Below are 24,249 nucleotides of genomic sequence, written 5' to 3' on the forward strand. Positions count from 1 at the left end.
CAGGTCCGCGTGTCATGTCGGAACGGTTCGGGTGCCGGCGGTGCGAGGGGACGGGGTGAAGCGGGGTGACCGACGCGGATGGTGCGGAGTTCGGGTCGCGGCTGCGGCAGTTGCGGTTGGATGCGTTGCTGACGATCGAAGCACTCGCGGAGGCGTCGGGGGTGAGTGTCCGCGGAATCGGGGATCTGGAACGGGGACGGCGGGCGACTCCCCAACGGGGAACGGTTGCCGCACTCGCGGACGGACTGGGGCTGGGCGAGGCGGAGCGGGAGCGGCTCCTGGCCGCGGCCCGATCTGGCCGCAACCCACGCCGGCGTCCGGCGGGGCTCCGTTCCTTCCCGCGCGGCATCGACGATTTCACCGGCCGGGAGGCGGAACTGGCACAACTCACGGCACTGGCCGGGCAGGCGGCCGCCGGGCCGCCCGTGGTGGTGACCGTGTCCGGGCCGCCCGGGACGGGCAAGACCACCCTGGCACTGCAGGCCGCCCGCGAGCTGGCCGACCGCTTCCCCGACGGGCAGCTGGTGGTCGACCTGCGGGGCATGGACGACACGCCGCCCGGCCCCGCCGAGCTGATGCTCCGCGTACTGAAGGCGTTGGGGGTGGCTGACCGGGACCTGGCCAAGGCCGGTCCGCAGGGCCACCCGGAGCTGTACCGGCAGGTGCTGGCCGAACGACGCTGTCTGCTGGTGCTGGACAACGGGCGTGACGAGGCGCAGGTCCGCCCGCTCCTGCCGAGCGCGGGTGCGGCCATGGTGGTGATCACCAGCCGGAGGATGCTCACCGGCCTGGAGAGCGTCCACCGCCTGCCCCTCGGTGAACTCGCCCCCGCCGACGCCGCCACCTTCCTGTCCGCCCTGGTCGGACGAGAACGTGCGGACGCCGACGCGACCGCGCTCGCCGAGGTCGCCGACCGGTGTGCGCACCTGCCACTGGCGCTGCGTGTGGCGGGCAACTGGCTGGCCACCCGCACCGGCTGGAGTGTGCGCCGCCTCGCCGACCGCCTCGCCCTCGAAGAACGCCGCCTGGACACTCTCACAGCCGGCGACCTGCATCTCTCGGCGGCCTTCGACCTGTCCTACCGTCAGCTCACCCCCACCGCCGCCCGCCTGTTCCGGCTCCTGGCCCTGGTCGACGGCACCGATGTCAGCGCCGCCGGCGCCGCCCAGCTCGCCGGGCAGCACCTCTTCGACACCGAGGACACCCTCGAGGAACTCGTCGAGACCGGCCTGCTCGGTACCGACCAGGACCGCTACCGCCTCCACGACCTGCTGCGCTTGTACGCCCGCAGCCGGCTGAAGGCCGAGGAGCCCGCCGACGAGCCGGAGAAGGCCCGTTCGGCACTGCGCCGCTGGCTGCTGGAGACCGCCGTCGTGGCCGGCCGCTGGTACGAACCCGACCACGGCGCCCCACCTGCCACTTGGCGGGGCACCGTCGACCTGTCCACGGCCGAGCACGCCCGCCAGTGGCTCCAGGCCGAGGGCGACAACTGGCTCGCCGCCCTGCGCGCGGCCGCCACCGCGGGCGACCACGCCACCGTCGTGGGGGTCGCCGAGGCGCTGCACTGGTTCTCCGACCAGTGGATCTTCTGGGGACACTGGCCCGAGGTCTGCCGCACCGCCGCACACTGCGCCCAGGCCCTCGGCGACCCCCGCCTCGAAGCCTTCCACCTCAACAACCATGCCTGGGCCCTGCTCGTCTGCGAAAGCCGCCCCCGCGACAGCCTTGAGCGCTCCGCCCAGGCCCTCGCCGCCGCCCAGCGCGCCGAAGACCTCCCCCAGCAGGGCTGGGCTCACAGCTACCACGCCTGGGCCCTCGGCCTGCTCGGCGACCACACCGCGGCGGCACATCACAACCACGAGGCAGCCCGGCTCTTCGAAGCCGCCGGCGACCTCCACGGCACCCTCCACTCCTTGAGCAGTACAGCCCAGACCCTTCTCGTGGCGAGCCGGTACGAGGAATCCATCTCGGAGAACATCCGTGCCCTCACCTTCCTGGAGCAGGCCGGCGACCGTATCGAACGGCACAGCGCCGACTTCAATCGTGCGAACCTGCAGACGTCCATAGGCCAAGCCCACATCTTCCTCGAGAACTGGTCCGAGGCCGCCGACCACCTGCGCACCGCCGTGGACCTGTGCCGCACCTGCGGCCATCCGGGACTGGAGAGCCGCGCCCTGGCCCACCTCGGCAACGCCCTGCTGGCCGCAGGACACCGCGACGAGGCCCGGGACGCCTTCGCCCAATGCCTCGCTCTCGGCTCGGCAGCCAACCCCCAGCACGTCGCCACGGCCCGGGAGCGCCTCGCCGGCCTCGACACCCCGTGAACCGCCGACGCCCCTCGACGAACCGCACCCGCCCAGCACCCCGCGCATCACGACGTATCCCGGGGGGCGGCGCTCAGGTCGTCTCCCTCGTACGCCTGTTGCACGCCGGGCGAGCTCACTTCTCCAGGAAGGCGAGAAGTGCCGCGTTGACCTCCTCCGCGTGGGTCCACAGCAGGCCGTGCGGGGCACCCTCGATCTCCACGTAGTCGGCGGCCGGGAGCGCCTTGTGGAACACCCGCGCGGTCCCGTCGACGGGCAGGGTGCGGTCGGCGGTACCGTGCAGGATCAGGGCCGGCACATCGATCGCCGGGATGTCGGCGCGGAAGTCGGTGTACCAGGTCGCCGGCGCGGCGGCGGCGGCGAAGAAGCCGCCGCGCACGGCGGTGTTCCAGCTGTTGCGGACCGCTTCCTCGCTGATCCTGGTGCCGAGGTTCTCGTCGAGGTTGTAGAAGTCCTCGAAGAAGGCGGTGTAGAAGGCGTAGCGGTCCGCCTTGACGGCTGCGACGACACCGTCGAAGAACTCCTTCGGGGCGACTCCGTCCGGGTTGTCGTCCGTCTGCAGCAGATAGGGTTCCAGCGAGGCCAGGAAGGCGACCTTGGCCACCCGGGTGGAACCGTGGGCGGACACGTACCGGACGACCTCGCCGGTGCCCATCGAGAACCCGACGAGGACCGCTTCCCGCAGGTCGAGGGTCTCCAGCACCGTGTTCAGGTCGGCCGCGAAAGTGTCGTAGTCGTACCCCGTCGTCGGCTGGCTGGACTGCCCGAAACCGCGCCGGTCGTAGGTGATCACGCGGTAGCCCGCTTCGAGCAGCACGGCGCTCTGCCGTTCCCAGGAGTGGCCGTCGAGCGGAAATCCGTGAATGAGGACGACCGGCTGACCGGTTCCGTGGTCCTCGTAGTAGAGGTCGATGGGGTTGGAGTTCTCCTGGCCCACAGTGATGTACGGCATGGGTGTCTGCTCCTTCGTCGTGGAGTGCCTGAGGGGCATGGAATGCCGCCACACTAGGTCCTGTACGGAGTTCAGATCACGGTTCGGGTAATCCGCAGCGCGGAACCGTGTGCGCTTGATAGGCCATCAGGTATGGCACGTGGCGATGTGACCGATGAGCAGTGGTCCCTGATTGAGCCCCACCTCCCGCTGGGAGTATCCGGACCCATACCTGACCTGCGAAAACACTTCAACGCGACGATGTGGCGGTTCCGCACCGGCAGCCCCTGGCGAGACGTGCCTGCCGAGTACGGTCCGTGGTCGAGCGTCTACGACCGCTTCCGTATCTGGACGCGCGAGGGCGTCTTCCAGCACCTGATGGAGACGGTCATCGGTTATGCCGCAGAACGCGGTGAGGCAGACCTGTCGCTGGTCAGCGTGGACTCTGCTACCTCCCGCGCTCACCACCACGCCGCCGGGATGGTTCTGGACGAAGAGCAGTTGGAAGCGCTGGTGGAGGCCGCAGAGTCCGAAAAGGGGGCGGGAAGAAGGGACGGGAGCCGCAATACGATCAGGACGGGGACCCGGAACGAGCCGAGCGGCAGCGGTTGCGGCGACGCCGCCGGGCCCGTTTGAAGGCTGCTGAGCTCGGTCGTTCCCGGGGCGGGCTGACCAGCAAGGTGCACTTGTCAGCCGAACGGCGCTGCCGTCCACTGTCGTTCGTCCTCACCCCCGGCCAGGCCGGTGACAGCCCGCAGTTCGCGCGGGTCGTGGACAAGATCAAGGTCCGTGGCAGGAGGGGCGGCCCCGCACCCGCCCGGACGCGGTCGCCGGCGACAAGGCGTACTCCTCCCGCCGCAACCGCGCCTACCTGCGCAAACGCCAAATCCGGGCGGTGATCCCGGAGAAGGCGGACCAGACGGCCAACCGCAAAAAGAAGGGCTCGCGCGGAGGCCGCCCCGTCAGTCACGACGCCGAGCTGTACAAGGACCGCAACACGGTCGAGCGGTGCATCAACCGGCTGCGCAACTGGCGCGGGATCGCCACCCGCTACGACAAGACTCCCGAGAGCTACCTGGCCGGACTCCACCTGTGCGGCACGATGCTGTGGCTACGCAGCATCACCCGACGAGCATGATCTGAACTCCGTACAGGACCTAGGAGGGGCTCCCATCGCCACTGTCCCCGTGGCGCACCGTCTCTTGCCGACGAGTGCTCCCCGGCACCGATTGCCCCCATGAACCGGACTCACGGGCGAAAACACCGAGTTGGGCGCGGGCAGACCAGAAGCAGGTCACCGACAGCAAAGTGCTGTGCCCAATCGCCCATAGCGTGCTGTCCGAGCCTACGGCTCCCGATCCGGACGGCCACGTGCCCAGGTCCGGCCTGCCCAAACCTGCCACACAGGAGACAGGCAGCCATGCCCGATCACCTCACCACTCCGGTCATGGCCGTATTGGAGAAGGCCGCCGCGGACTGCGCCTCTTCGGCGGCCTGGACAACAGCACCTCGGGGAGCTCGTCCACGCAGACGTACTCGTTGCTCGATGTCTCGAAGGACGGCAAGACAGTGATCTGTGCCCAGCAGCGGTACCTGAGCGACAATCGCGCCGAACCGCGAGCGGCTTGCGTGCCCACCCACCGCCGGAGGGTGGGGGTGAGGACCTCGATGCGGGTGCTGACGTCGCGCATCGTCTCCAGGGTCAAATGGTGGCGGGTCCATGAGTGCCCGGCCGGAGCCCGTCCGCTCATCCGGGGTGAACGGCACCTGCGCGCTACCCCGGTCGGCCCCCTGAGGACCGACCGGCGCTCGTCGGGGTCAGTGGGCCCTGACCTCGTCGACGTCCAGGCCGCGGTCGATGCCGTGGGGGACAACGTTCTGTCCGGGCTGTATGTGCAGGCGCTCCCCGTCGAGATGGACCTCGACCTTTTCCGCTTCGAACGACACCATGTCGGTGATCCGGTCGACCTCCCGGTAGGCGTTGCGGTACGACCAGGCTGCGCGGTGCACGTCGCCGATGTCGTAGTAGTCGCACAGGCCCTTGTAGGGACAGAAGCTCCGGCCTTCGACGGGGCGTAGCCGGGTCTCGTCGACGGCGGCACGCGGGACGTACCAGCGGGGGGCGAATCCGGACTCGAAGAGCACGACGGGGTACTCGGAGCGGGCGATCACGGTGTTGCCGAGGCGGACTTCCAGGGTGCGGGAGGTGTTTCGGATGTCGATGCGGTGGTAGGGGTCCGCGGCGTGTCCGAGGATGCGTTCGTCCTCTTCGTAGAAGGCGTCCATAGCGCGCCACGCGAAGGCGACGCGGTCCCGGAGTTCGGCGGCGTGCCCGGGCGGTGCGGTGAATTCCCAGGCGGCGCGTTCGGTGGTCCGGTCGCCGGCATGCACCGCGTACCAGGCGAAGTCGCCGAGGTCCTTGTGTTGGGTGACCTTGTCACTCGCGACCAGGGCCTGCTCGTCGACGTCCTCGCGGGGGAAGTTAGGCGACGGGGTAGCGGCCCGGCTCGTGCAGCAGGATGACGTTCTCGCTGTCAGCGATCCAGGTGTCGTTGAACTCCACTCGCATGCGGCGGCGCAGTCGCTCGGCGAACAGGAGGCGCTCGGGCAGGGGTTCGGGGGTGAGGAAGTGTCCGATCGCGCCGGCGGAGAGGGGGCCTTGCTGCCAGGACAGCCCCATGGCGGGTTCCTTGCGGTACGGGGTGGTTGTTGTCGACGATCGGGGCGTGCAGGAGCACGTTCGGCCGGGCAGCCGTGCTGGACGGCGTTGCGTGTGGTCCGCGGCTGCCGCCGCCTCCTCGGCCCCCTGCGCGTCAGGCGAGGACGCGGGCGAGAAAGCCGCGGATGTGCTCGGTGATCGTCTCCAGGTGGCTTTCCAGGGCGAAGTGCCCGGACTCGAGCAGGTGGATCTCGGCATCGGGCAGGTCCTGGCTGAACGCCCTGGCGCCGTCGGGGCCGAAGATCTCGTCGTTGGCGCCCCAGACCGCCAGCAGCGGGACCTGGGTGTCGCGGAAGTACTGGTGGACCTGCGGGTAGAGGTCCACGTTGGTGGGGTAGTCGCGAAAGAGCTTGAGCTGGATCGCGTCGTTGCCGGGCCTGTCCAGCAGCGCCTGGTCGTGGACCCAGTTGTCGGGGCTGACCAGGCTCGGGTCGGCGACTCCGTTCAGGTACTGCCAGCGGGTGACTTCAAGGGTCAGGGCGCCGCGCATGGGCGCTTCGGTGTCCGGTCCCGGGGCCTTGGCGTAGGCGAAGGCGCCGTCCCAGAAGGGCTTGACGAAGCCCTCTTCGTAAGCGTTGCCGTTCTGAGTGATGATCGCGGTGACGCGGTCCGGGGCCTGGAGGGCGAGCCGCCAGCCTATGGGGGCGCCGTAGTCCTGTACGTACATCGCGAACCGGTCGATGCCCAGGTGCTGGAGCAGGCCGGAGGTGACCTCGGTGAAGGCGTCGAAGGTATACGGGAAGTCTTGCAGGGTGGGCATCGCCGACTGGCCGAACCCGATGTGATCGGGAGCGATCACGTGGTAGCGGTCGGCGAGCGCCGGGATCAGATGGCGGAACATGTGCGAGCTGGTCGGGAAGCCGTGGAGGAGGACTACGGCGGGCGCCTTCGGATCGCCGGCTTCCCGGTAGAAGACCTCGAGACCGTTGACGGTGGCGGTGCGGTGGTGGACTACGGAAGCCATGCCCCTAACCCTTCTGTTGAGCTTTAGTGGTTACATATTCAGTCGAGCACGCTCGATCTAACCTGTCAAGATACTTTTAGCGGTTAGTTCACTTCTCCGGTCAGGGGCATCACTGCACCCCGGCGGCACCACGTCGACCCGCCTCAAGCCTCCGTCCGCGAACGGTCACCAGCCAGCGCAGCCGCACACCGCCAGACGCAGGAGACAGAACCGTTCCTCGCGCGCCGCATCGAGTGCCTGCGTGGGCACCCCGACGCCGCAAGCACCGCAGCGGTGACCAGTAGGGCTTTGCCAGTGGCGTCGCGGGGCCACCACGGGGCGGACCAAACTAACCGATCAAAATCATTTCTCTAGTTAAGGCGATCGGTTTCATGTAACCTGCCAAGCAAAGCGATCCGGTTAGGAAGTGGCAATGGTGGCCGACCGAGAGCAGCAGGACGCACTGCTGGAGCTCCTCAACACCACGCCGGTCGTCAACGGGGTGATCCAGGACCAGTTGGCAGACCCGGACGCGGCCACGACCTGGCAGCAGGCGCACGGCGGCAACGGCAGCACAGAGGAGCGCCGACACCTCCTGCAGGCGCGCGATGCCCTGCATGGCGTGGTGCGCGGCAGCCGGCCGACTGTGTCGCTGGCCCCGCTCCTCAAGGGCGTCGTCTCCCGCCCGCGCCTCTCCCCTGCGGGAGTGTCCTGGGATCTGGACGCCCCTGCGGAGCGCCGGATGGCGGTAGAGGCGGTCATGGCGTGGAGCGCGCTGCAGGAGACGATGCCTGGCCGGCTGCGGCCGTGCGCCAACCCGGAGTGCCGCCGGTTCCTCCTCGACCGCAGTAAGACCAACAAGGCCCGCTGGTGTTCCATGGCCGTCTGCGGCAACAGAATGAAGGCCAGGCGCCACTACCAGCGCACCCGTGATGCCGCGGCCGAGTAATGCCTCCGGCAGTCCTCAGCTCACGAGCGACGAAAACCGTGCTCCTGCAGTGTCCGCGCGTTGCCGTCGGGGTCGGCGAGCTCGGCGAAGCTCGCGTAGTCGCGGCGCGCCGGCTCGGCCCGCGCAGCTTCGAAGTCGGGGACCGCCAGGTACGGGCCCCTGCGCCGAGCCGTGATCGGCATCGCTGAGACCGGCTCCGATCTGCACCGAGCACGCGGAGCCCGTTCGAAGAATCTCAGCGAATGCACCGAACGATTCGTGATCACCGAATCGCGGCGGCACCGGCACAAGAACTAGTATCGGCCCCGGCGCACAGATCACAGCGCCGTGAGGGGCTGCCCCGGCCACCCCGCAGGAGGTCCGCAATGGCGACACTGCTGTCCGTCAACGTAGGAATGCCCAAGGACCTCTCCTGGCAGGGAAGGACCGTACACACCGGAGCCTGGAAGTCCCCCGTGCACGGCCCCCGGTTGGTGCGGCGGCTGAACATCGACGGAGACGGCCAGGGTGACCTGGACGGTCACGGCGGCGAAATTCGTGCCGTCCTCGTCTACCAGTTGCAGTCCTACCAGTACTGGCAAAAGCAACTCGGTCGCGACGACCTGACCTTCGGGATCTTCGGGGAGAACTTCACCGTCGACGGCATGCCCGACGACAACGTGTGCATCGGCGACCGGTACCGCATCGGCGAAGCCGAATTCGAAGTCACCCAACCGCGCGTCACCTGCTACCGCGTCGGCATGCGCCTGGGCGAACCCGCCATGGCCTCTCTCCTGGTCGCCCACCACCGTCCCGGCTTCTACCTGCGCGTCCTCGCCGAGGGACGTGTCCGGGCCGGCGACGAGATCACCCTGACCCGCAAGGGCCCCGAAGAGCTCAGCGTCGCCGACACCGACGCGTTGCTCTACCTCCCCGACCGCGACCCTGCGAAGCTGCGCAAAGCACTGAATATCCCCGCCCTCAGCCCCGGATGGCAGCAGTCCTTCCGTGAACTCGCCGCCGCCCAGCAACCCCAACAGGAACCGGGATGGCCGGGGCTCACCAGCACCCAGCAGCGCGGAGAAGAGCCGGGATGGCCGGGCTTCAAGACCATGCGCGTCGCCCGCATCGCCCCCGAGACCCCGGCCGTCTCATCGATCTACCTCGACACCACCGACAGCACACCACTGCCCGAGGCCCGCCCTGGCCAGTACCTCTCCATCCGCCTCGCCATCGGCGATGCCTCCCCCGCAGTGCGCAGCTACTCACTGTCCTCCGCGCCCACGGCCGGCACCTACCGCATCAGCGTCAAGCACGAGGCCCACGGGAAAGTCAGCAGCTACATCCATGCCACCCTCCGCCCCGGGGACCTCGTGGACATCGCCAGCCCCCGCGGAACGTTCGTACTCGAAGAAGGCACCCGCCCGATCGTTCTCGTCTCGGCAGGGATCGGTGCCACTCCCGTGCTCGCCATGCTCCACCAACTCGCCGGCACACGAGACCAACGCCCCATCTGGTGGATCCACACCGCCCACGACCGCGCCCACCACGCTTTCGCGGACGAGACCCATGTGCTCCTGGCGCAGCTCCCCAATGCCCACGAGTACATCTACTACACCGCCGAAGCCGCCCCACATCTCGACGAGCCCCACATCACCGAGGGGCGTCCAACGGCCCGATCACTCGCGGCCATGGGCATTCCCGACGACGCCGACGCCTACGTCTGCGGACCGCCCACCTTCATGGACAACCTCGGCGGTTACCTGCGCGACCAGGGTCTGCTCCCCGAGCGGATCCATATGGAACAGTTCAGCGCCCTCCCCGCCATCAACCCCGGCCTCACGCCCACGGCCACGATCCGGCCGCACCAACCGCCCGGTCCACCGGGCACCGGCCCCCTCATCACCTTCGCCCGCAGCGGCATCACCACCCCGTGGTCACCCGCTCACGCGTCGCTCCTCGAACTCGCCGAAGCCTGCGACGTCCCCACCCGCTGGTCCTGTCGCACCGGCGTCTGCCACACCTGCATCACCCACGTCGTGACAGGCGACATCACCTACAGCACCCGCCCTCTCGAACCCCCCGAGGCCGGCACCATCCTCGTCTGCTGCAGCAAACCGACCACCGAAGTCGTCCTCGACCTCTAGTCGGCCGACAACTGCACTTCAAGCCCACGGTCGCTCAGGGGTGCATCCGCGCGCCCTTGAGGACCTTGTCCACCGCGTTGCGCGGCCCGTAAACGGCTACCCCCACCAGATCGAGCTGGTCCCTGCCCACAGCCCGTACGGCCGCCCGGTTGTCCCGGTCGTTGCCCGTGTCGAACAGATCTGACGTGAACACAGCCCTCGGCAGCGAGCGGGACAGCGCACGACCGTGCGCGGCGGTCAGCACCTCCTTCGTCCCCTCGAAGACCAGCACGGGCTGGCGGAACATCGGCAGATACGCAGTGCCGTCGGCGTCCGAGTACGGTTCGCCGATCACCTCGGGTGACGCCGTGCCGAGCCCGCTGACCAGGAACGCGGTCACATTCAGCCGCTGCCAGGACTCAAGATCCTCGCGCAGCAGGACGGCGATCTTGGTATCGAAGCGGACAGGCACGTTCTCATCCGCTGCATCGGTCTCAGCCCCGGCACCGGTCTCATTCTCGGTTCTCATGCCTCGAGACTCCGGGATGCACGCCTTCTCCGTCTTGTACGTTCTTAGCGTGACGCCCCGGCAGGAGATCTCCGCTTGGCGCCCGCCGGTCGCGGGTGTCGTGGAGGTCTTCCATGCACATTTCACCGAGCACGCGTACCCCATGCACGTCCACGACGCCTGGACTTTGCTGATCGTCGACGACGGCGCGGTCCGTTACGATCTGGACCGTCACGAGCGCGGCACCCCGAGAGACACCGTGAGCCTGCTCCCGCCGCAGGTCCCGCACAACGGCTCGCCTGCCACTTCTCGCGGCTTCCAAAAGCGCGTGCTCTACCTCGACATGACACAGCTGGACGAGAGCTTCATCGGGGCGGCGGTGGACAACCCGGACCTCGCCGAGCCGGTTCTGCGCAGACGAGTCGGACAGTTGCACACAGCCCTCGCGAACCCGGGAGACGAGTTCGAGGCGGAAAGCCGTCTGGCCTTCATCAGCGAGCGCCTGCGCGAGCATCTGCGTCCCGGGCCGCCCTCCGGCAGCGCCGGGCCCGACCGCGGCATCGCCCAGAGCCTGCGCGACCTCCTCGACGAGCGCCTGCTTGAAGGCATCGCCCTGGACGAGGCCGCGCGCCTGGTCCACGCCCACCCTACGCACCTCGTACGTGCCTTCAGCGGCGCTTTCGGCATCGCCCCGCACCAGTACATGATGTCCCGCCGCGTCGACCTGGCCCGCCGTCTGCTGCTCGACGGCCAGCCGCCGGGCGAGGTGGCGACCGCCGCCGGCTTCTACGACCAGTCCCACCTCACCAGGCACTTCAAGCGGGTCGTGGGCATCACCCCGGGGCGGTACGCCCGTACCGGCACCCCCGGCTGATCACAGGCCGCCCGCGCCGGCTGCAGCGCAAGAACGGCCCGACGAGCCAGTAGCGGCTCCACGCGGCCATGAATCGCGGTGCGACGGCATGTGCGAGACCCTGGGCATGCGGGAACGCGCCCGGCAGGGGTGGCGCATGTCCAGCGTGAAACCCGTACCCAGCGAGGAAGGCGGGCTGTGATGAGCGATCCGGATACGGGCGCCGCCGGGCGGAGCCAGGGCGAGACGGCCCAGCTCTCGGCGATACGGTTGAGCGTCAACGATCAGGTGCGGCAGCTTGAGGTGGATCCGCGGACCTCGCTGCTCGACGCGCTGCGCGAGCATCTGCGCCTGAGCGGAACCAAGAAGGGGTGTGACCACGGGCAGTGCGGCGCCTGCACCGTGCTGATCAACGGTCGACGCGTCAACTCCTGCCTGACGCTCGCCGTCATGCACGAGGACGACGAGATCGTGACGATCGAAGGCCTGGGCGATCCCGATGGCCTGCACCCGATGCAACGCGCCTTCGTCGAGAGTGACGGCTTCCAGTGCGGCTACTGCACTCCCGGCCAGATCTGTTCGGCTGTCGGCATGCTCGCCGAGGTGGAGGCGGGTTGGCCCAGCCACGCCACCGCTGACGTGGCCTCGCCGCACATCACATTGACCGACGAGGAGATCCGCGAGCGGATGAGCGGCAACATCTGCCGGTGCGCCGCCTATCCGAACATCGTCGCGGCCATCCGCAGCACGGCGAAGGGCGGCCCGGGATGAGGTCCTTCACCTACGAGCGAGCGACGGACGCACAGGCGGCCATCGCCGCGGTGTCCAGAGACGGCGCGAAGTTCATCAGCGGCGGCACCAATCTGCTCGACCTGATGAAGCTCGACATCGAGCAGCCCAGCCATCTGATCGACATCAGCCGGCTTCCGATGCGGGACATCGAGGAGCTGCCGGACGGCGGACTGCGCATCGGCGCCCAGGCGGCGAACTCCGAAGTGGCCGCCGACGCCCGGGTGCGCTCCCGCTATCCGGTGCTGTCGGAGGCGCTGGTGGCCGGCGCCTCGGGCCAGTTGCGCAACAAGGCGTCCACCGGTGGAAACCTGTTGCAACGCACCCGCTGCCCCTACTTCTACGACACGGCCGCAGGCTGCAACAAGCGGGATCCCGGATCAGGATGCTCGGCGATCGGCGGGTTCAACCGGATACACGCGATCCTCGGCGCCAGCGACTCCTGCATCGCAACCCACCCCTCGGACATGGCCGTTGCGCTTACCGTGCTGGAGGCGGAGATCGAACTGCTCGACGCCGATCAGACGGTACGCCGCGTCGCCATCATGGACTTCTACCGGCTGCCGGGCGATACGCCGCACATCGAGACCGTACTGCGTCCCGGCGAGATGATCACGAGCGTCGTCCTGCCCCCGCCCCCGCCGGGTCGGCAGCGATACCGCAAGGTGCGCGACCGGGCGTCTTACGAATTCGCGCTGGTCTCCGTGGCGGCTGTCGTCTCGACCGATCAGGGAACGATCAGTGAGGCGCGGGTGGCTTTCGGCGGTGTGGCGCACAAGCCGTGGCGATCCGTCGAGGCGGAGGCCGCGTTGACCGGCCGTCCGGCCACGATGGCCACCTATCGCGCTGCCGCGGAGGCGGCCATGCGCGACGCGGTCGGGCAGGGGCACAACGACTTCAAGATCGACCTGGCCAGGCGCACGCTGTGCCGCACGCTGGCGCAAGCGGCCCGGGCGAGCTGAGGAGGCGAGATGATCGGGCAAGCTGTGAACCGCGTCGACGGCCCGTTGAAGGCCACAGGCCGGGCAACCTACGCCTACGAGCACTGGGATGCCGGTCAACCGCTCTACGGTTTCATCGCCGGCGCTACGATCGGCAAGGGCCGCATCACCAGGATCGACACCGAGACCGCCGAACGCGCACCCGGCGTACATCTGGTGATGACCCATCTCAATGCCCCGGTGCAAGGCACCCGCGACGAGTCCATCCCGTTCGAATACTGGCGCGCCCAGCCGGTGCTGACCAGCGCCGACATTCACTATTACGGCGAGCCGGTGGCACTCGTCGTCGCGGCGACCCTTGAGCAGGCGCGTGCTGCGGCGGATCTCGTCGACATCGAATACAGCACCGGGCGGGGACGTTTCGACTTCGGCGAGTACGAAGATGACACGTACATCCCGAAGGTGGTCAATGCCGGCCTCCCCACCGACACTGCGGTGGGCGATTTCGATGCCGGGTTCGCCGGCGCGGAGGTCACCGTCGACCAGCGCTACACGACGCCGTACGAGTTCTCGATGCCGATGGAACCGCACGCATGTCTGGTGGAACCGCGTGACGAGGATCTGCACGTCTACGTCAGCTGCCAGATCGTCGATGCGGCGCAGGTCTCGGTCGCAAGCACGCTTCGGATCGACCCGGCGCGGGTTCACATCGTCACTCCCTTCGTCGGCGGAGGATTCGGCTCCAAGCTGGGCATCCACTCCGAGACGATCCTGGCAGCGCTCGCCGCTCGCGCGTTGCACCAGCCGGTCAAGGTCGCGCTGACCCGCCAGCAGATCTTCCAGCTCATCGGCATGCGCCCCATTTCCAGCCAGCGGGTTCGGCTGGGCGCGGGGCGCGACGGACGGCTGAGTGCGATCGCCCACGACGTCACCATGCACACCAACCCCGATGTGGAGTACGCCGAGCAGACCGCCGCCACGACCCGCAGCCTCTACGCAGCGCCCCACCGGTTGACCAGCCACCGGCTGACGCAGCTCGATCTGCCGCGCGGAACGGACGTCCGTGCGCCGGGCGAGGCGCCGGGCATGCTGGCGGTCGAGTCGGCGATGGACGAGCTGGCCGATGCGCTCGGGATGGACCCGGTCGAGCTGCGGATCCGCAACGAGCCCACTGTCGATCCCGAGCGAGACGTGCCGTACAGCGACCGGCACCTGGTCGAGTGCCTGCGCGAGGGCGCGCGCCGGTTCGGTTGGGAACACCGCCCGGCCACCCCGGCGAGTGTGCGCCAGGGACGGTGGTTGATCGGCTACGGCATGTCGGCCGCCATCCGGGGGCATTTCCAGGGACCGACAACGGTGCGGGTGCGGTTGGAGGCGGACGGCACCGCCGTCGTCCAGACGGACATGACCGACCTCGGCACGGGCACGTACACCATCCTGACCCAGGTTGCGGCCGACGGACTCGGACTCCCGCCCGAACGGGTTCGGATCGAGCTCGGGCGCTCCGACTTCCCCTCCAGCTGGGGGTCCGGAGGCTCGTGGGGCGCCACCAACTCGTGCACCGCGGTGCATCGGGCGTGCGCGACCCTGCGCGAGAAGCTGCTGGATGCGGCGTGCGGGGACACGCGCTCTGCGCTGCACGGCCTGGACCCGGCAGACGCCGTGTTCTCCGATGGCAACGTGGGCATCGCCGGCGCGACCGAGGCGCTGAGCGAGATCGTCGCGCGCAGCCATCCCGGAGGTGTGGATGCGGAGGGCAGCACCCGATTCATGGGCGATGATCCGAACTACGCGGCCTACTCGATCAACACCTACGGGGCGCATTTCGCCGAGGTGGGGGTCGATGCGGACACCGCCGAGATCCGTCTGCGGCGGATGCTCGGCGTGTTCTCGGTGGGCCGCGTGATCAACCCGAAGACGGCCCGCTCGCAGCTGATCGGCGGCATGATCTGGGGGGCCGGCGCGGCGCTTGAGGAAGAGGCCGTCGTCGACCCGCGATCCGGTGCCTTCGTCAACCGGGATCTCGCGCAATACCTGGTGCCGGTCCACGCCGACATCCCCGACGTCGACGCCGTATTCCTCGACGGGTACGACGACAAGGCCAACGCCCTGGGCGCGAAGGGCGTCGGTGAGTTGGGCATCTGCGGGGCCGGTGCGGCGGTCGCGAACGCGGTGTTCAACGCCACCGGCGTGCGCGTGCGCGACTTCCCCATCACCATCGAGAAGGTGCTGCCCGGTCTGCCACCGATGGATACCTGAATGTGAGACGTCGGTGCGGGTTCATCCACCGCGCTGTTGAATGCGTGTCCATTTCGAACATGACGATGTTCATTTGAACTGATGCATGGTAGAAATTGAGGCATGGATGTCGCCAATCGTTTGGACCTGACCCTGCGGTTGGTGCAGGGCTCCGACCGGGTCTCCGTCTCGGAGCTCTCCCATCGCCTGGGCGTCTCGGAGATGACCGTGCGCAGGGACCTGGACGCGCTGGAGCGTCAGGGCCTGGTGCGCAGGGTGCACGGTGGTGCCGTCGCCACCCGCTCGCGCGACGAGGACGCGGGGTTCTCCGCGCGAGAGCCGTGGCAGGCCGCCACCAAGGACCGACTGGGCGCGGCCTCGGCCGCGCTGGTGGAACCGGGATCGCGTGTGCTGCTCGACGCGGGCACCACCACGGTGCACATCGCCGAGCACCTGGCCGCGAGGGCCCCGCTGACGGTCGCCGTGCTCAGCCTGCAGGCAGCGCAGAGCCTGGCCGACCGGCCCGGGATCGACTTGCTGGTGGTGGGGGGCCGCTCCCGTCCCGGCGAGCGTTCCCTCGTCGGTCCGCTGGCGCTGCGAACCCTGGAGTCCCTGGCCTTCGACTGCTTCCTGATGTCCATCGGCGGCGTGCACGCCGAGCACGGCTGGTCGGAGTTCTCACTGGACGACGCAGCCGTCAAGCAGGTCGGACTCGCACGGGCCACCCGCACGGTGGCGGTGGCGGACGCGACCAAGCTCGGAGTGCGGGCGTTCAGCCGGGTCGCCCCCCTCGACGCAGTGCACCGCTTCGTCACCGACAAGGCGGCCGCGGACGCCGCCACACACCCCAGCGGCCCGGAGACCCTGGAGGCGCTGCGAGACGCAGGCGTCGACAGTCTCCTCGTTTGAATCCGCCCACACCCATGCCGAGGAGTGATCGGCCGTGACCACCGTTCCACGCTCACTGATGATTCTCGTTGCCGGTCCCTACCGATCAGGTACCGGCGATGACCCCCGCAAACTCGAAGCCAATGTGCGGGCGATGAACGAGACCGCTCTCGTCCTCTTCCGCGCCGGGCACCTGCCGGTCACCGGCGAAGCCCTCGCCCTGCCGCTCCTGGAGACTGCCGGCGGCACGGGCCCCGGCGACGCGCTCTTCCAGGAGATCTTCCATCCCATCGCCGAGCAGCTGCTTTTCCGTTGTGACGCGGTCCTGCGCATCGGCGGCCCCTCCGAGGGGGCGGACCGGATGGTCACCCAGGCCCTTGCGCAGGGCAAGGACGTCTATGCCGGCCTCGCCGCCGTTCCGGCCGCCCGGTGACCGCCGGCATCGACACCCCCGACCGGCGTGGTCGCACCGGCCTGGACCAGCATGGCCGCGACCTCACGGGCAATCCGCGCGTGCGGATCCGCGACGTGGAGGTGCTCTCCAGCGACTGGTACGTGCTGCGCAAGACCACCTTCGACTACCAGCACAGTGACGGGCACTGGAGCCGCGAGCAGCGCGAGACCTACGACCGCGGTGACGGGGCCACCATCCTGCTCCACAACACCGTCCGGCGCACCGTGCTGTTGACCCGTCAGTTCCGCCTTCCCGTCTATGTCAACGGACATCCCGACGGCATGCTGCTCGAAGCCGCCGCCGGACTCCTGGACGGTGAAGGCCCGGAAGAAGCGATCCGCCGGGAGGCCGCCGAAGAGACCGGACACACCATCGGCGCCGTCGAGCACGTCTTCGACGTCTATATGAGCCCCGGCTCGGTCACCGAGCGTCTGCATTTCTTCGCCGCGCCCTACGAAACAGCCGACTTCCACACCGGCGCCCGCGGAATCGCCGCCGAGGGCGAGGACATCACCACCGTGGAGCTCCCCTTCGCCGAGGCGCTCGACCGGGTCCGCAGCGGCGCGATCGCCGATGCCAAGACCATCATGCTGCTCCAATGGGCCGCACTCGATGGACCGTTCTGTCAGCCCGCGCGGCCCGCTCGCCGGAGCTAGGACCTTTCGTCCGGATCGGGCCGGACACGCAGGGGCGGGGCGTGCAGCCGTTCAGCCGCACGCCCTGCCCCTTCATGTCATGTCATCTCACCCGGTGTACTGGGCGAACACCCGAGTGAAGTCCCACGCCTGCTGGCTGACGCCGGAGCAGGTGTCGGCTCCGCCGCCCGTGCAGGGCCGGTCACGGTTCACCGACCAGAAGGTGAGCCGCGCCAAGTGGTGCTGCTGGGCGTAGGCAAGGATGGTACGGAAGTCGTTGACCGTCACCGTCTCGCTGTTGTCGGTGATGCCGTTCATCGACGAGATGCCGATCGACCGGTAGGTCTGGTCGTCGCTGTATCCGTACGCGCTCTTCACCGCGTTCTTCAGGCCCTCGGCGGCGCGTGTGGTGAGGGTTCCCATGTTCTGTCCGGCTCCGCCGAAGTTGAACGGCATAATCGTCCAGCTGTCGACGGTGAGCCCGGAGGAGGCGGCCCGGTTGATGAGCGAGCTGTCAGGGCCGTTCTGGCCGGTGCCGAAGGTGACGTACACCTTGATGCCCGGGTTGTTGGCCTTGATGGTCTTCAGCGCGTCGACCGTGCGCTGCTGGACCGTACCGTTGTTGTAGGCGTCCGCCTCGATGTCGATGTCGATCGCCTTGAGACCGTACGCGTTGATGACCTTCTGGTACGCGGCGGCCAGCTCGCCCGCGCTGGAGCAGGAACTCTCCAGCTTGTTGCCGCTCCATCCGCCGAAGGACGGGATGACGTCCCCGCCCGCGCCGCGCACGGTGTTGATGGTCTGCTGGTCGACACCGCCGGTCAGCGGCCGCCCGCCGTCCCACTGCGGGTTGCAGTAGCCGTTGCTGAGCACGAAGGCCAGGGTGAACCACTTCACACCGGTCGCGTTCATGACGGTCGTCGGGCTGGGCGGGCTGCCCCAGCCGTTGTAGAGATACGGCGCCACGGCCATCGTTCCGCCGGGTGCGGGGGTACCGCCGCCCGTAGGTGCGGTCCACTTCTGGTTGGCGGCTCCCGTGCAGGTCCAGATCTGGAGCCGGGTGCCATTGGCGGAGGTGTTGCCGGTGGCGTCCATGCACTTGTCGGCCTGGACGTTCACGATGTCGTGCGCCGCGGAGACGGACCATTGCTGGTTGGGTCCGCCGGCGCAGTCCCACAGCTGCAACTGTGTGCCGTTGGCGGTGCCGTTGTCCTTGGCGTCGAGGCACTTGCCGAGCGCACGGATCGTACCGTCGGAGCCGACGGTCCACTGCTGGGCCGTGGTTCCGTTGCAGTCGTAGAGCTGGACCGCTGTTCCATTGGCGGCGGAGGCACCCGCCACGTCGACACACTTACCGCCCAGTCCGGTGATCGAGCCGGTGGCGGTGACCGCGGCACTGGCCGTGGCGGGCAGGGTGACGAGCGATGCTCCGGTGGCGAGGAGGAGCGCCGCCGGGAGGGCGAGCGGACCGAGGCGGCGGCGCGAGCCGCGGGTGTGGCTCATGCGGCGTTCACCGTCCACTTCTGGTTGGCGGTTCCGGAACAGGTCCAGATCTGGAGCCGGGTACCGTTGGCGGAACTGTTGCCGGTGGCGTCCATGCACTTGTCGGCCTGGACGTTCACGATGTCCCGGGCACCGGACACACCCCACCGCTGATTGGCACCGCCGACACAGTCCCAGAGCTGCAGCTGGGCGCCGTCGGCGGTGCTGTTGTCCTTGACGTCGAGGCACTTGCCGAGCGCACGGATCGTACCGTCGGAGCCGACGGTCCACTTCTGCGCGGCGGTTCCGTTGCAGTCGTAGAGCTGGACCGCTGTTCCGTTGGCGGCGGAAGCACCCGCCACGTCCACGCACTTGCCGCCCAGCCCCGTGATGGTGCCGCCCGTACCGCCGGACCCGCTGTCACCGGTGGTGACGCGCACATAGTCGACGACGAGCTGCTGCGGGAACGTGGTGTTGCCGTCGGGGTCGCCGGGCCAGTAGCCGCCGACCGCGAGGTTCAGGATGATGAAGAACGGCTTGTTGAAGACCCAGCTCCTGCCGCCGAGATCGGCAGGCGTACGCCGCTGGTAGACGTTGCCGTCCACGGACCAGGTGATCGAGTCGGGGGCCCAGTCCACCGCGAAGGTGTGGAAGGCGTCGGCGAAGGCCTGGCCGCCGGGGAGGGAGTAGCCGGCCCCGATGCCGCCGGAGCCCGAGTACCCGGGACCGTGGAGGGTGCCGTGGACCGTGCCGGGCTCGAATCCGACGTTCTCCATGATGTCGATCTCGCCGCTGTTGGGCCATCCGACGTTGCCGATGTCGTCACCGAGCATCCAGAACGCGGGCCACATTCCCTGACCGCGCGGGATCTTCATCCTGGTCTCGACGTGCCCGTACGTCGAGGTGAACTTGCCTGCCGTGTTCAGCCGGGCCGAGGTGTATTCGCACCGGCCGTACCAGCACTGGTAGTTACCCGGATTGTCACGACGGGCGGTGATGACGAGGTTGCCCTGGCCATCGAGGGCGGCGTTGCTGTTGCCCGCGGTGTAGTACTGCCGCTCGTGGTTGTTGACGTTGTCGCCGGTCTCGATCTGCCACTTGCCGCCGTCGACCGCGGATCCGGCCGGGCCGTTGAAGTCGTCGGAGAACGTTGTCACCGCGGCAGCGGTGGCAACACGGGGCTCGGGAGCGGGGGCGGCGCCCGCGGGGGCGGCGGTCACCGCACCGGAACAGCACAGCAGGGCAACGACGTACAGCGCCAGTCGGCGCCGTCTGGGGGTTCGCACAGTCATCACACCACTTCATGGGGGGTCGCGGAGAAAGCATGCACATGACAGGTTGCATGGCGAACCGGAGCCTGGGGAGGGCTCAGTGCCGGTTCTTAGTTCACTTCTTGATTAAAGTGATGGTGTGAGGGGACGTCAAGGAGCTGGTACAGACCTTCTGTTGACGAACTCCGACGGCGCCGCGTTCAGGTCTTGAAGACTCACCCCTGCCAGGGTCTGACCGCCAGAAATCACCGGCGCCGCGGCCTCCGGTGCAGCAACGTGATCCAGCCACGTCAGCGCCGCCGCGCGCCGGGTCGGCCCGGCCGCTACATGCGCCGCCCCACTGCCGAGCGGACACGATCTCCTCATGCGGTACGCGTCGAGTGACTCGGCGCCGTACCTGTGCCACGCCCGGGCTCAGGACGAAACGTAAGCGGCCCGCCGATCATCGCGTCTCCGGCTCGGCGCCGGGAACGCGCTGCGCGCCGGAAGGAAAGACCATTCGGGTCAACGAATCACTCGACGACGAGTCGTGAGGCAGCCGCAGCGACAGCCACAGCCACAGCCACGCCGATAGCCCCGGATCTGTGCAACAGGCTGAATTCATCCTGCTCAGGTACCGTGACTCCAACGACGTCCGGTCGCATCGAGCTGCTGACCTTTCCGTCGATTCCCCGCATGGCCCTACTGGGCGGCGGCGTGACTTCCACATTCCGGCCGGGTGCAGAATCCCACCTACGGCGTGGCTTTCTGCATGAGTTCGAAAGGATCTTGCCGCGCGCATCCCAATGAGTGGTCGAGTCGTCGCGGGATGCCGGGCGGCCAATCCTTTCAAGCCACCACAGGACTGGAACCGCAAAGCCACACCCGGCATCCCTGGGTCTCCCGATCCTACGAGTGACCGGAATCAACCCACCAACAACGTAAGGAACCGCACCATGCCCTTCGTCACCGCCAAGGACGGCACGGAGATCTTCTACAAGGACTGGGGAGCAGGTCGGCCGGTCGTGTTCTCCCACGGCTGGCCGCTGATCGCCGACGCGTGGGACCCGCAGATGAAACTGATGGCGGACAACGGCTTCCGGGCGATCGCCCACGACCGGCGCGGAGGGGGACGCTCCGGCCAGACGTGGAACGGGAACGACCTCGACACGTACGCCGACGACCTTGCCTCGCTCATCGAAACGCTGGACCTGCACGACGCCGTCCTCGTCGGTCACTCGACCGGCGGCGGCGAGGTCGCACGCTACATCGGCAGGCACGGCTCCGCCCGGGTCGCCAAGGCAGTGCTGCTCAGCGCGATCCCTCCGCTCATGCTCAAAACGGAAGCGAACCCCGAAGGACTGCCGATCGAGGTCTTCGACGAGATCCGGGCAGGCGTCGCGAAGGACCGCTCGCAGTACTACAAGGACCTCAGCGCCCCCTTCTACGGCGCCAACCGCGAGGGATCGACCGTCACCCAGGGCACCCGCGACGAGTTCTGGCTCTGGTCCATGTCGGTAGGCATCAAGGGCGCCTACGACTGCATCAAGGCATTCTCCGAGACGGACCTCACCGAGGACCTGAAGAAGTTCGACGTGCCCACCCTGATCGCACAGGGCGACGACGACCAGATCGTCCCGATCGTGGCCTCCGGCAACAAGTCGTCCAAGCTCGTCAAGGACGCGATCTTCAAGGTCTACCCCGGCGCCCCCCACGGCCTGTCGATGGTCCCTGTGTTCGCCGAACAGTTCAACAAGGACCTGCTCGACTTCGTACGCGGTTGAGCCGACGGCGTGATGACGCAGCGGCAGCATCCCGAGGCACCGGGAACAGCATGACGACGAAATAGGGCAAAAGAGCGCAAAAGATTCTACGCTGGTCCGAAATGTCACGCTATCTGTGAACGGTGGTTTCATGAGCAAGAAGCCGGTTCAGAAGAAGTACGGCCACCCTGCGGCCGGGTGGGGGGCCGCGCGGAGCGTGACCGAGGTTCTGGTACGTGAGCGGACCTTCACCGACGGCCCACGGGCCATTTTCAAGATGAACCACGAGAACGGCGGCTTCGACTGCCCCGGGTGCGCATGGCCGGACGACACCAAAGGGCTCAAGCTCGACATCTGCGAGAACGGCATCAAGCACGTCACCTGGGAAATGACCCCGAAGCGGGCCGGGCGGAAGTTCTTCGCCGCACACACCGTCTCCGAACTGGCCCGGTGGTCGGACTTCGACCTGGAGGACCAGGGCCGGCTCACCGAGCCGATGGTGTACGACGAGGCGTCGGACCGCTACGTGCCGATCACCTGGCAGGACGCGTTCGATCTCGTGGGCACCACACTGCGCGGGCTGGACAGCCCGGACGAGGCGGCGTTCTACACTTCCGGCCGACTCGGCAACGAGGCGACGTTCCTCTACCAGTTGATGGCCCGCGAGTTCGGCACGAACAACCTGCCGGACTGTTCCAACATGTGCCACGAGGCGTCGGGCCGGGCCCTCCAGGCGTCCCTCGGCACCGGCAAGGGCACCGCAGACCTCAAGGACTGGGAGTCCGCGGACGCCCTGTTCATCATGGGCGTCAACGCCGCCTCCAACGCCCCGCGCATGCTCACCGCGCTGGCCGATGCGTACCGCCGGGGCGCGCAGATCGTGCACGTGAACCCGCTCGTCGAGGCGGCCGCCACCCGCACGATCGTGCCGCACGAGATCATCGAGATGGCGCGGTTCAAGGCCACGCCCACCAGCACCCTCAATCTCCAGGTGCGGGCGGGCGGGGACATGGCGTTGCTGCGCGGAATGGCCAAGGCCCTTCTGGAGGAGTCCAGGACAGACCCCAAGGCGTTGGACCGGGAGTTCATCGACCGCCACACCTTCGGCTTCGAGGCGTACGCGAAGGAGTGCGAGGAGACCTCCTGGGAGGAGCTCGAACGGCAGTCGGCCCTGAGCCGGGCGGAGATCCTCAAGGCGGCCGAGATCTACTCCCGTTCGGACCGTACGCTGATCAGCTGGTGCCTGGGCGTCAGCCAGCACGAGCACGGCGTGGACACCGTCCGGGAGATCGTCAACGTGCTGCTGCTGCGCGGCAACCTGGGCCGGGAGGGCGCCGGCCCTTCGCCGGTGCGTGGCCACAGCAACGTCCAGGGCAACCGCACCTGCGGTATCGACCACCGGCCGACCAGCGATTTCCTGGACCGCCTCGACGAAGTGTGCGGGATCTCCGCCCCACGCCATCACGGCCGGGACACCGTCGCCACCGTGCAGGGCATGCACGAAGGCGCGGTGAAGGTCTTCGTCGGCATGGGCGGCAACTTCGCGATGGCGGCGCCCGACACGACGTACACCGCCGAGGGACTTCGCCGCTGCGAACTGACCGTCCAGGTCAGTACCAAACTCAACCGCAGTCATCTGGTGCACGGCCGCCGGGCGCTGATCCTTCCCTGCCTCGGCCGAACCGAAAAGGACGACCAACGCCATGGGCTCCAGTCCTCCTCGGTCGAGGACTCGATGAGCATGGTGCACCTGTCGGTCGGCATGCGGCGTCCGGCGTCGCCGCAGCTGCTGTCGGAACCGGTGATCATCGCCGGCATGGCACGAGCGGCGCTGCCCGACAGCACGACGCCCTGGGAGCACTACGTCGAGGACTACGACCGGATCCGCGACACCATGGCCCAGGTGCTCGACGGCTTCGAGGACTTCAACCGCCGGGTGCGGCTGCCGCTCGGCTTCCGGATCCGCCAGCCCGCCCGCGAGCTGGTCTTCCTCACCCCGTCGGGCAGGGCGGAATTCTCCGCGGCCCCGCTGCCTGATGTCGTACCGGCCGCGGACACCCTGGTCCTGCAGACGATGCGTTCCCACGACCAGTGGAACACCACGATCTATTCGGACAACGACCGCTACCGAGGCATCGAGAACCTGCGCACCCTGGTGTTCCTCAACCCCGACGACATGCGGGCCAGGCATCTGTCCCGGGGCGACAGGGTCGACATCACCAGCATCGCGAAGGACGGCTCCACCCGCTCGCTCACCGGGTACACCGCACTCCCCTACAACATCCCGCGTGGTTGTGCCGCCGGTTACATGCCGGAGATGAACGTCCTGGTGGCGTTCGGGGACTACAGCGAGCAGAGCGACCAGCCGCTGATGAAGAGCATCCGGGTACTCGTCACGCCCTGCGCGCAGGAGCCGAGCACAACGGTCCCGGCGGCGGACGCCGGCTGAGGCAACCGGGCACGGGGCACACCCCTCG

General features: G+C 68.3%; 20 protein-coding genes and 1 pseudogene. 13 read left to right on the plus strand and 8 right to left on the minus strand.

Translation table 11 applies throughout. From position 1 onward, the window contains the following. Positions 1 to 65 precede the first annotated feature (65 nt). Positions 66 to 2,324, plus strand: a complete 2,259-nt coding sequence (locus OG507_RS02280) for an ATP-binding protein (RefSeq protein ID WP_327365410.1) — start codon at positions 66 to 68, stop codon at positions 2,322 to 2,324. 115 nt (positions 2,325 to 2,439) lie between these two features. Here the strand turns inward: OG507_RS02280 and OG507_RS02285 are convergent, their stop codons facing one another. After that, a complete protein-coding gene (locus OG507_RS02285) occupies positions 2,440 to 3,276 on the minus strand; it encodes an alpha/beta fold hydrolase (RefSeq protein ID WP_327365412.1) in 837 nt (278 codons plus the stop codon). Positions 3,277 to 3,408: 132 nt separating this feature from the next. Between OG507_RS02285 and OG507_RS02290 the strand changes: the two are divergent. Next, positions 3,409 to 4,393, plus strand: a pseudogene (locus OG507_RS02290) (IS5 family transposase). 680 nt (positions 4,394 to 5,073) lie between these two features. Here OG507_RS02290 and OG507_RS02295 read toward each other — a convergent pair. The 3 genes from OG507_RS02295 to OG507_RS02305 form a co-directional block, all read right to left on the minus strand. Then, positions 5,074 to 5,793, minus strand: a complete 720-nt coding sequence (locus OG507_RS02295) for a DUF427 domain-containing protein (RefSeq protein ID WP_327371840.1) — start codon at positions 5,791 to 5,793, stop codon at positions 5,074 to 5,076. After that, complete coding sequence (locus OG507_RS02300; protein WP_327365413.1) at positions 5,738 to 5,935, minus strand: hypothetical protein; 198 nt, start codon at positions 5,933 to 5,935, stop codon at positions 5,738 to 5,740. The genes OG507_RS02295 and OG507_RS02300 overlap by 56 nt, the downstream gene beginning before the upstream one ends. Positions 5,936 to 6,068: 133 nt before the next feature. Next, on the minus strand, positions 6,069 to 6,938 hold the full coding sequence (locus OG507_RS02305) for an alpha/beta fold hydrolase (RefSeq protein WP_327365414.1): 870 nt from the start codon (positions 6,936 to 6,938) through the stop codon (positions 6,069 to 6,071). A 412-nt stretch (positions 6,939 to 7,350) separates the two neighbouring features. Here OG507_RS02305 and OG507_RS02310 point away from each other — a divergent pair, with 412 nt between their 5' ends. Further along, the gene (locus OG507_RS02310) at positions 7,351 to 7,866 is read left to right on the plus strand and encodes a CGNR zinc finger domain-containing protein (protein WP_327365415.1); all 516 of its coding nucleotides are present in this window, start codon (positions 7,351 to 7,353) and stop codon (positions 7,864 to 7,866) included. Between the two features lie 20 nt (positions 7,867 to 7,886). On the opposite strand, the gene OG507_RS02315 is transcribed toward OG507_RS02310, so the two are convergent. Continuing rightward, positions 7,887 to 8,048, minus strand: coding sequence for a hypothetical protein (locus OG507_RS02315; RefSeq protein WP_327365416.1), 162 nt, complete (start codon positions 8,046 to 8,048; stop codon positions 7,887 to 7,889). Between the two features lie 183 nt (positions 8,049 to 8,231). Here OG507_RS02315 and OG507_RS02320 point away from each other — a divergent pair, with 183 nt between their 5' ends. Continuing rightward, complete coding sequence (locus OG507_RS02320) at positions 8,232 to 9,992, plus strand: MOSC and FAD-binding oxidoreductase domain-containing protein (protein ID WP_327365417.1); 1,761 nt, start codon at positions 8,232 to 8,234, stop codon at positions 9,990 to 9,992. 34 nt (positions 9,993 to 10,026) lie between these two features. Here OG507_RS02320 and OG507_RS02325 read toward each other — a convergent pair whose 3' ends face one another. Further along, positions 10,027 to 10,500, minus strand: coding sequence for a DUF2000 domain-containing protein (locus OG507_RS02325; RefSeq protein ID WP_327365418.1), 474 nt, complete (start codon positions 10,498 to 10,500; stop codon positions 10,027 to 10,029). Here OG507_RS02325 and OG507_RS02330 point away from each other — a divergent pair. The 7 genes from OG507_RS02330 to OG507_RS02360 all read left to right on the plus strand — a co-directional run bounded on the left by OG507_RS02330 (position 10,499) and on the right by OG507_RS02360 (position 17,298). Next, positions 10,499 to 11,353 carry an AraC family transcriptional regulator gene (locus OG507_RS02330; protein WP_442810926.1) on the plus strand — a complete coding sequence of 285 codons (855 nt, stop codon included), beginning with the start codon at positions 10,499 to 10,501 and terminating at the stop codon, positions 11,351 to 11,353. The genes OG507_RS02325 and OG507_RS02330 overlap by 2 nt on opposite strands. 180 nt (positions 11,354 to 11,533) lie before the next feature. Continuing rightward, complete coding sequence (locus OG507_RS02335) at positions 11,534 to 12,103, plus strand: 2Fe-2S iron-sulfur cluster-binding protein (protein WP_327371842.1); 570 nt, start codon at positions 11,534 to 11,536, stop codon at positions 12,101 to 12,103. After that, positions 12,100 to 13,083 carry an FAD binding domain-containing protein gene (locus OG507_RS02340; protein ID WP_327365419.1) on the plus strand — a complete coding sequence of 328 codons (984 nt, stop codon included), beginning with the start codon at positions 12,100 to 12,102 and terminating at the stop codon, positions 13,081 to 13,083. The genes OG507_RS02335 and OG507_RS02340 overlap by 4 nt, the downstream gene beginning before the upstream one ends. Positions 13,084 to 13,092: 9 nt before the next feature. Beyond that, positions 13,093 to 15,321, plus strand: coding sequence for a xanthine dehydrogenase family protein molybdopterin-binding subunit (locus OG507_RS02345; protein WP_327365421.1), 2,229 nt, complete (start codon positions 13,093 to 13,095; stop codon positions 15,319 to 15,321). Between the two features lie 102 nt (positions 15,322 to 15,423). Then, entirely contained in the window at positions 15,424 to 16,209 is a 786-nt protein-coding gene (locus OG507_RS02350; RefSeq protein WP_327365422.1) for a DeoR/GlpR family DNA-binding transcription regulator, read from the plus strand. A gap of 34 nt (positions 16,210 to 16,243) precedes the next feature. Continuing rightward, positions 16,244 to 16,621, plus strand: coding sequence for a DUF4406 domain-containing protein (locus OG507_RS02355; RefSeq protein ID WP_442810927.1), 378 nt, complete (start codon positions 16,244 to 16,246; stop codon positions 16,619 to 16,621). Further along, complete coding sequence (locus OG507_RS02360; protein WP_327365423.1) at positions 16,618 to 17,298, plus strand: NUDIX domain-containing protein; 681 nt, start codon at positions 16,618 to 16,620, stop codon at positions 17,296 to 17,298. Before OG507_RS02355 ends, OG507_RS02360 begins: the two co-directional genes overlap by 4 nt. 87 nt (positions 17,299 to 17,385) lie before the next feature. On the opposite strand, the gene OG507_RS02365 is transcribed toward OG507_RS02360, so the two are convergent. Both OG507_RS02365 and OG507_RS02370 read right to left on the minus strand, forming a co-directional pair. Further along, positions 17,386 to 18,780 (minus strand): ricin-type beta-trefoil lectin domain protein, encoded by a 1,395-nt coding sequence (locus tag OG507_RS02365; RefSeq protein ID WP_327365424.1) that lies wholly within the window; start codon positions 18,778 to 18,780, stop codon positions 17,386 to 17,388. Then, positions 18,777 to 20,051 (minus strand): ricin-type beta-trefoil lectin domain protein, encoded by a 1,275-nt coding sequence (locus OG507_RS02370; protein WP_442810928.1) that lies wholly within the window; start codon positions 20,049 to 20,051, stop codon positions 18,777 to 18,779. The genes OG507_RS02365 and OG507_RS02370 overlap by 4 nt, the downstream gene beginning before the upstream one ends. 914 nt (positions 20,052 to 20,965) lie before the next feature. On the opposite strand from OG507_RS02370, the gene OG507_RS02375 reads away from it, so the two are divergent. Together OG507_RS02375 and OG507_RS02380 are read left to right on the plus strand one after the other, a co-directional pair. Then, positions 20,966 to 21,793 (plus strand): alpha/beta fold hydrolase, encoded by an 828-nt coding sequence (locus OG507_RS02375; protein WP_327365425.1) that lies wholly within the window; start codon positions 20,966 to 20,968, stop codon positions 21,791 to 21,793. 130 nt (positions 21,794 to 21,923) lie between these two features. After that, a complete protein-coding gene (locus OG507_RS02380) occupies positions 21,924 to 24,221 on the plus strand; it encodes an FdhF/YdeP family oxidoreductase (RefSeq protein WP_327365426.1) in 2,298 nt (765 codons plus the stop codon). Positions 24,222 to 24,249: the final 28 nt, after the last annotated feature.

This window comes from Streptomyces sp. NBC_01217 (genome assembly GCF_035994185.1).
Lineage (GTDB): Bacteria > Actinomycetota > Actinomycetes > Streptomycetales > Streptomycetaceae > Streptomyces.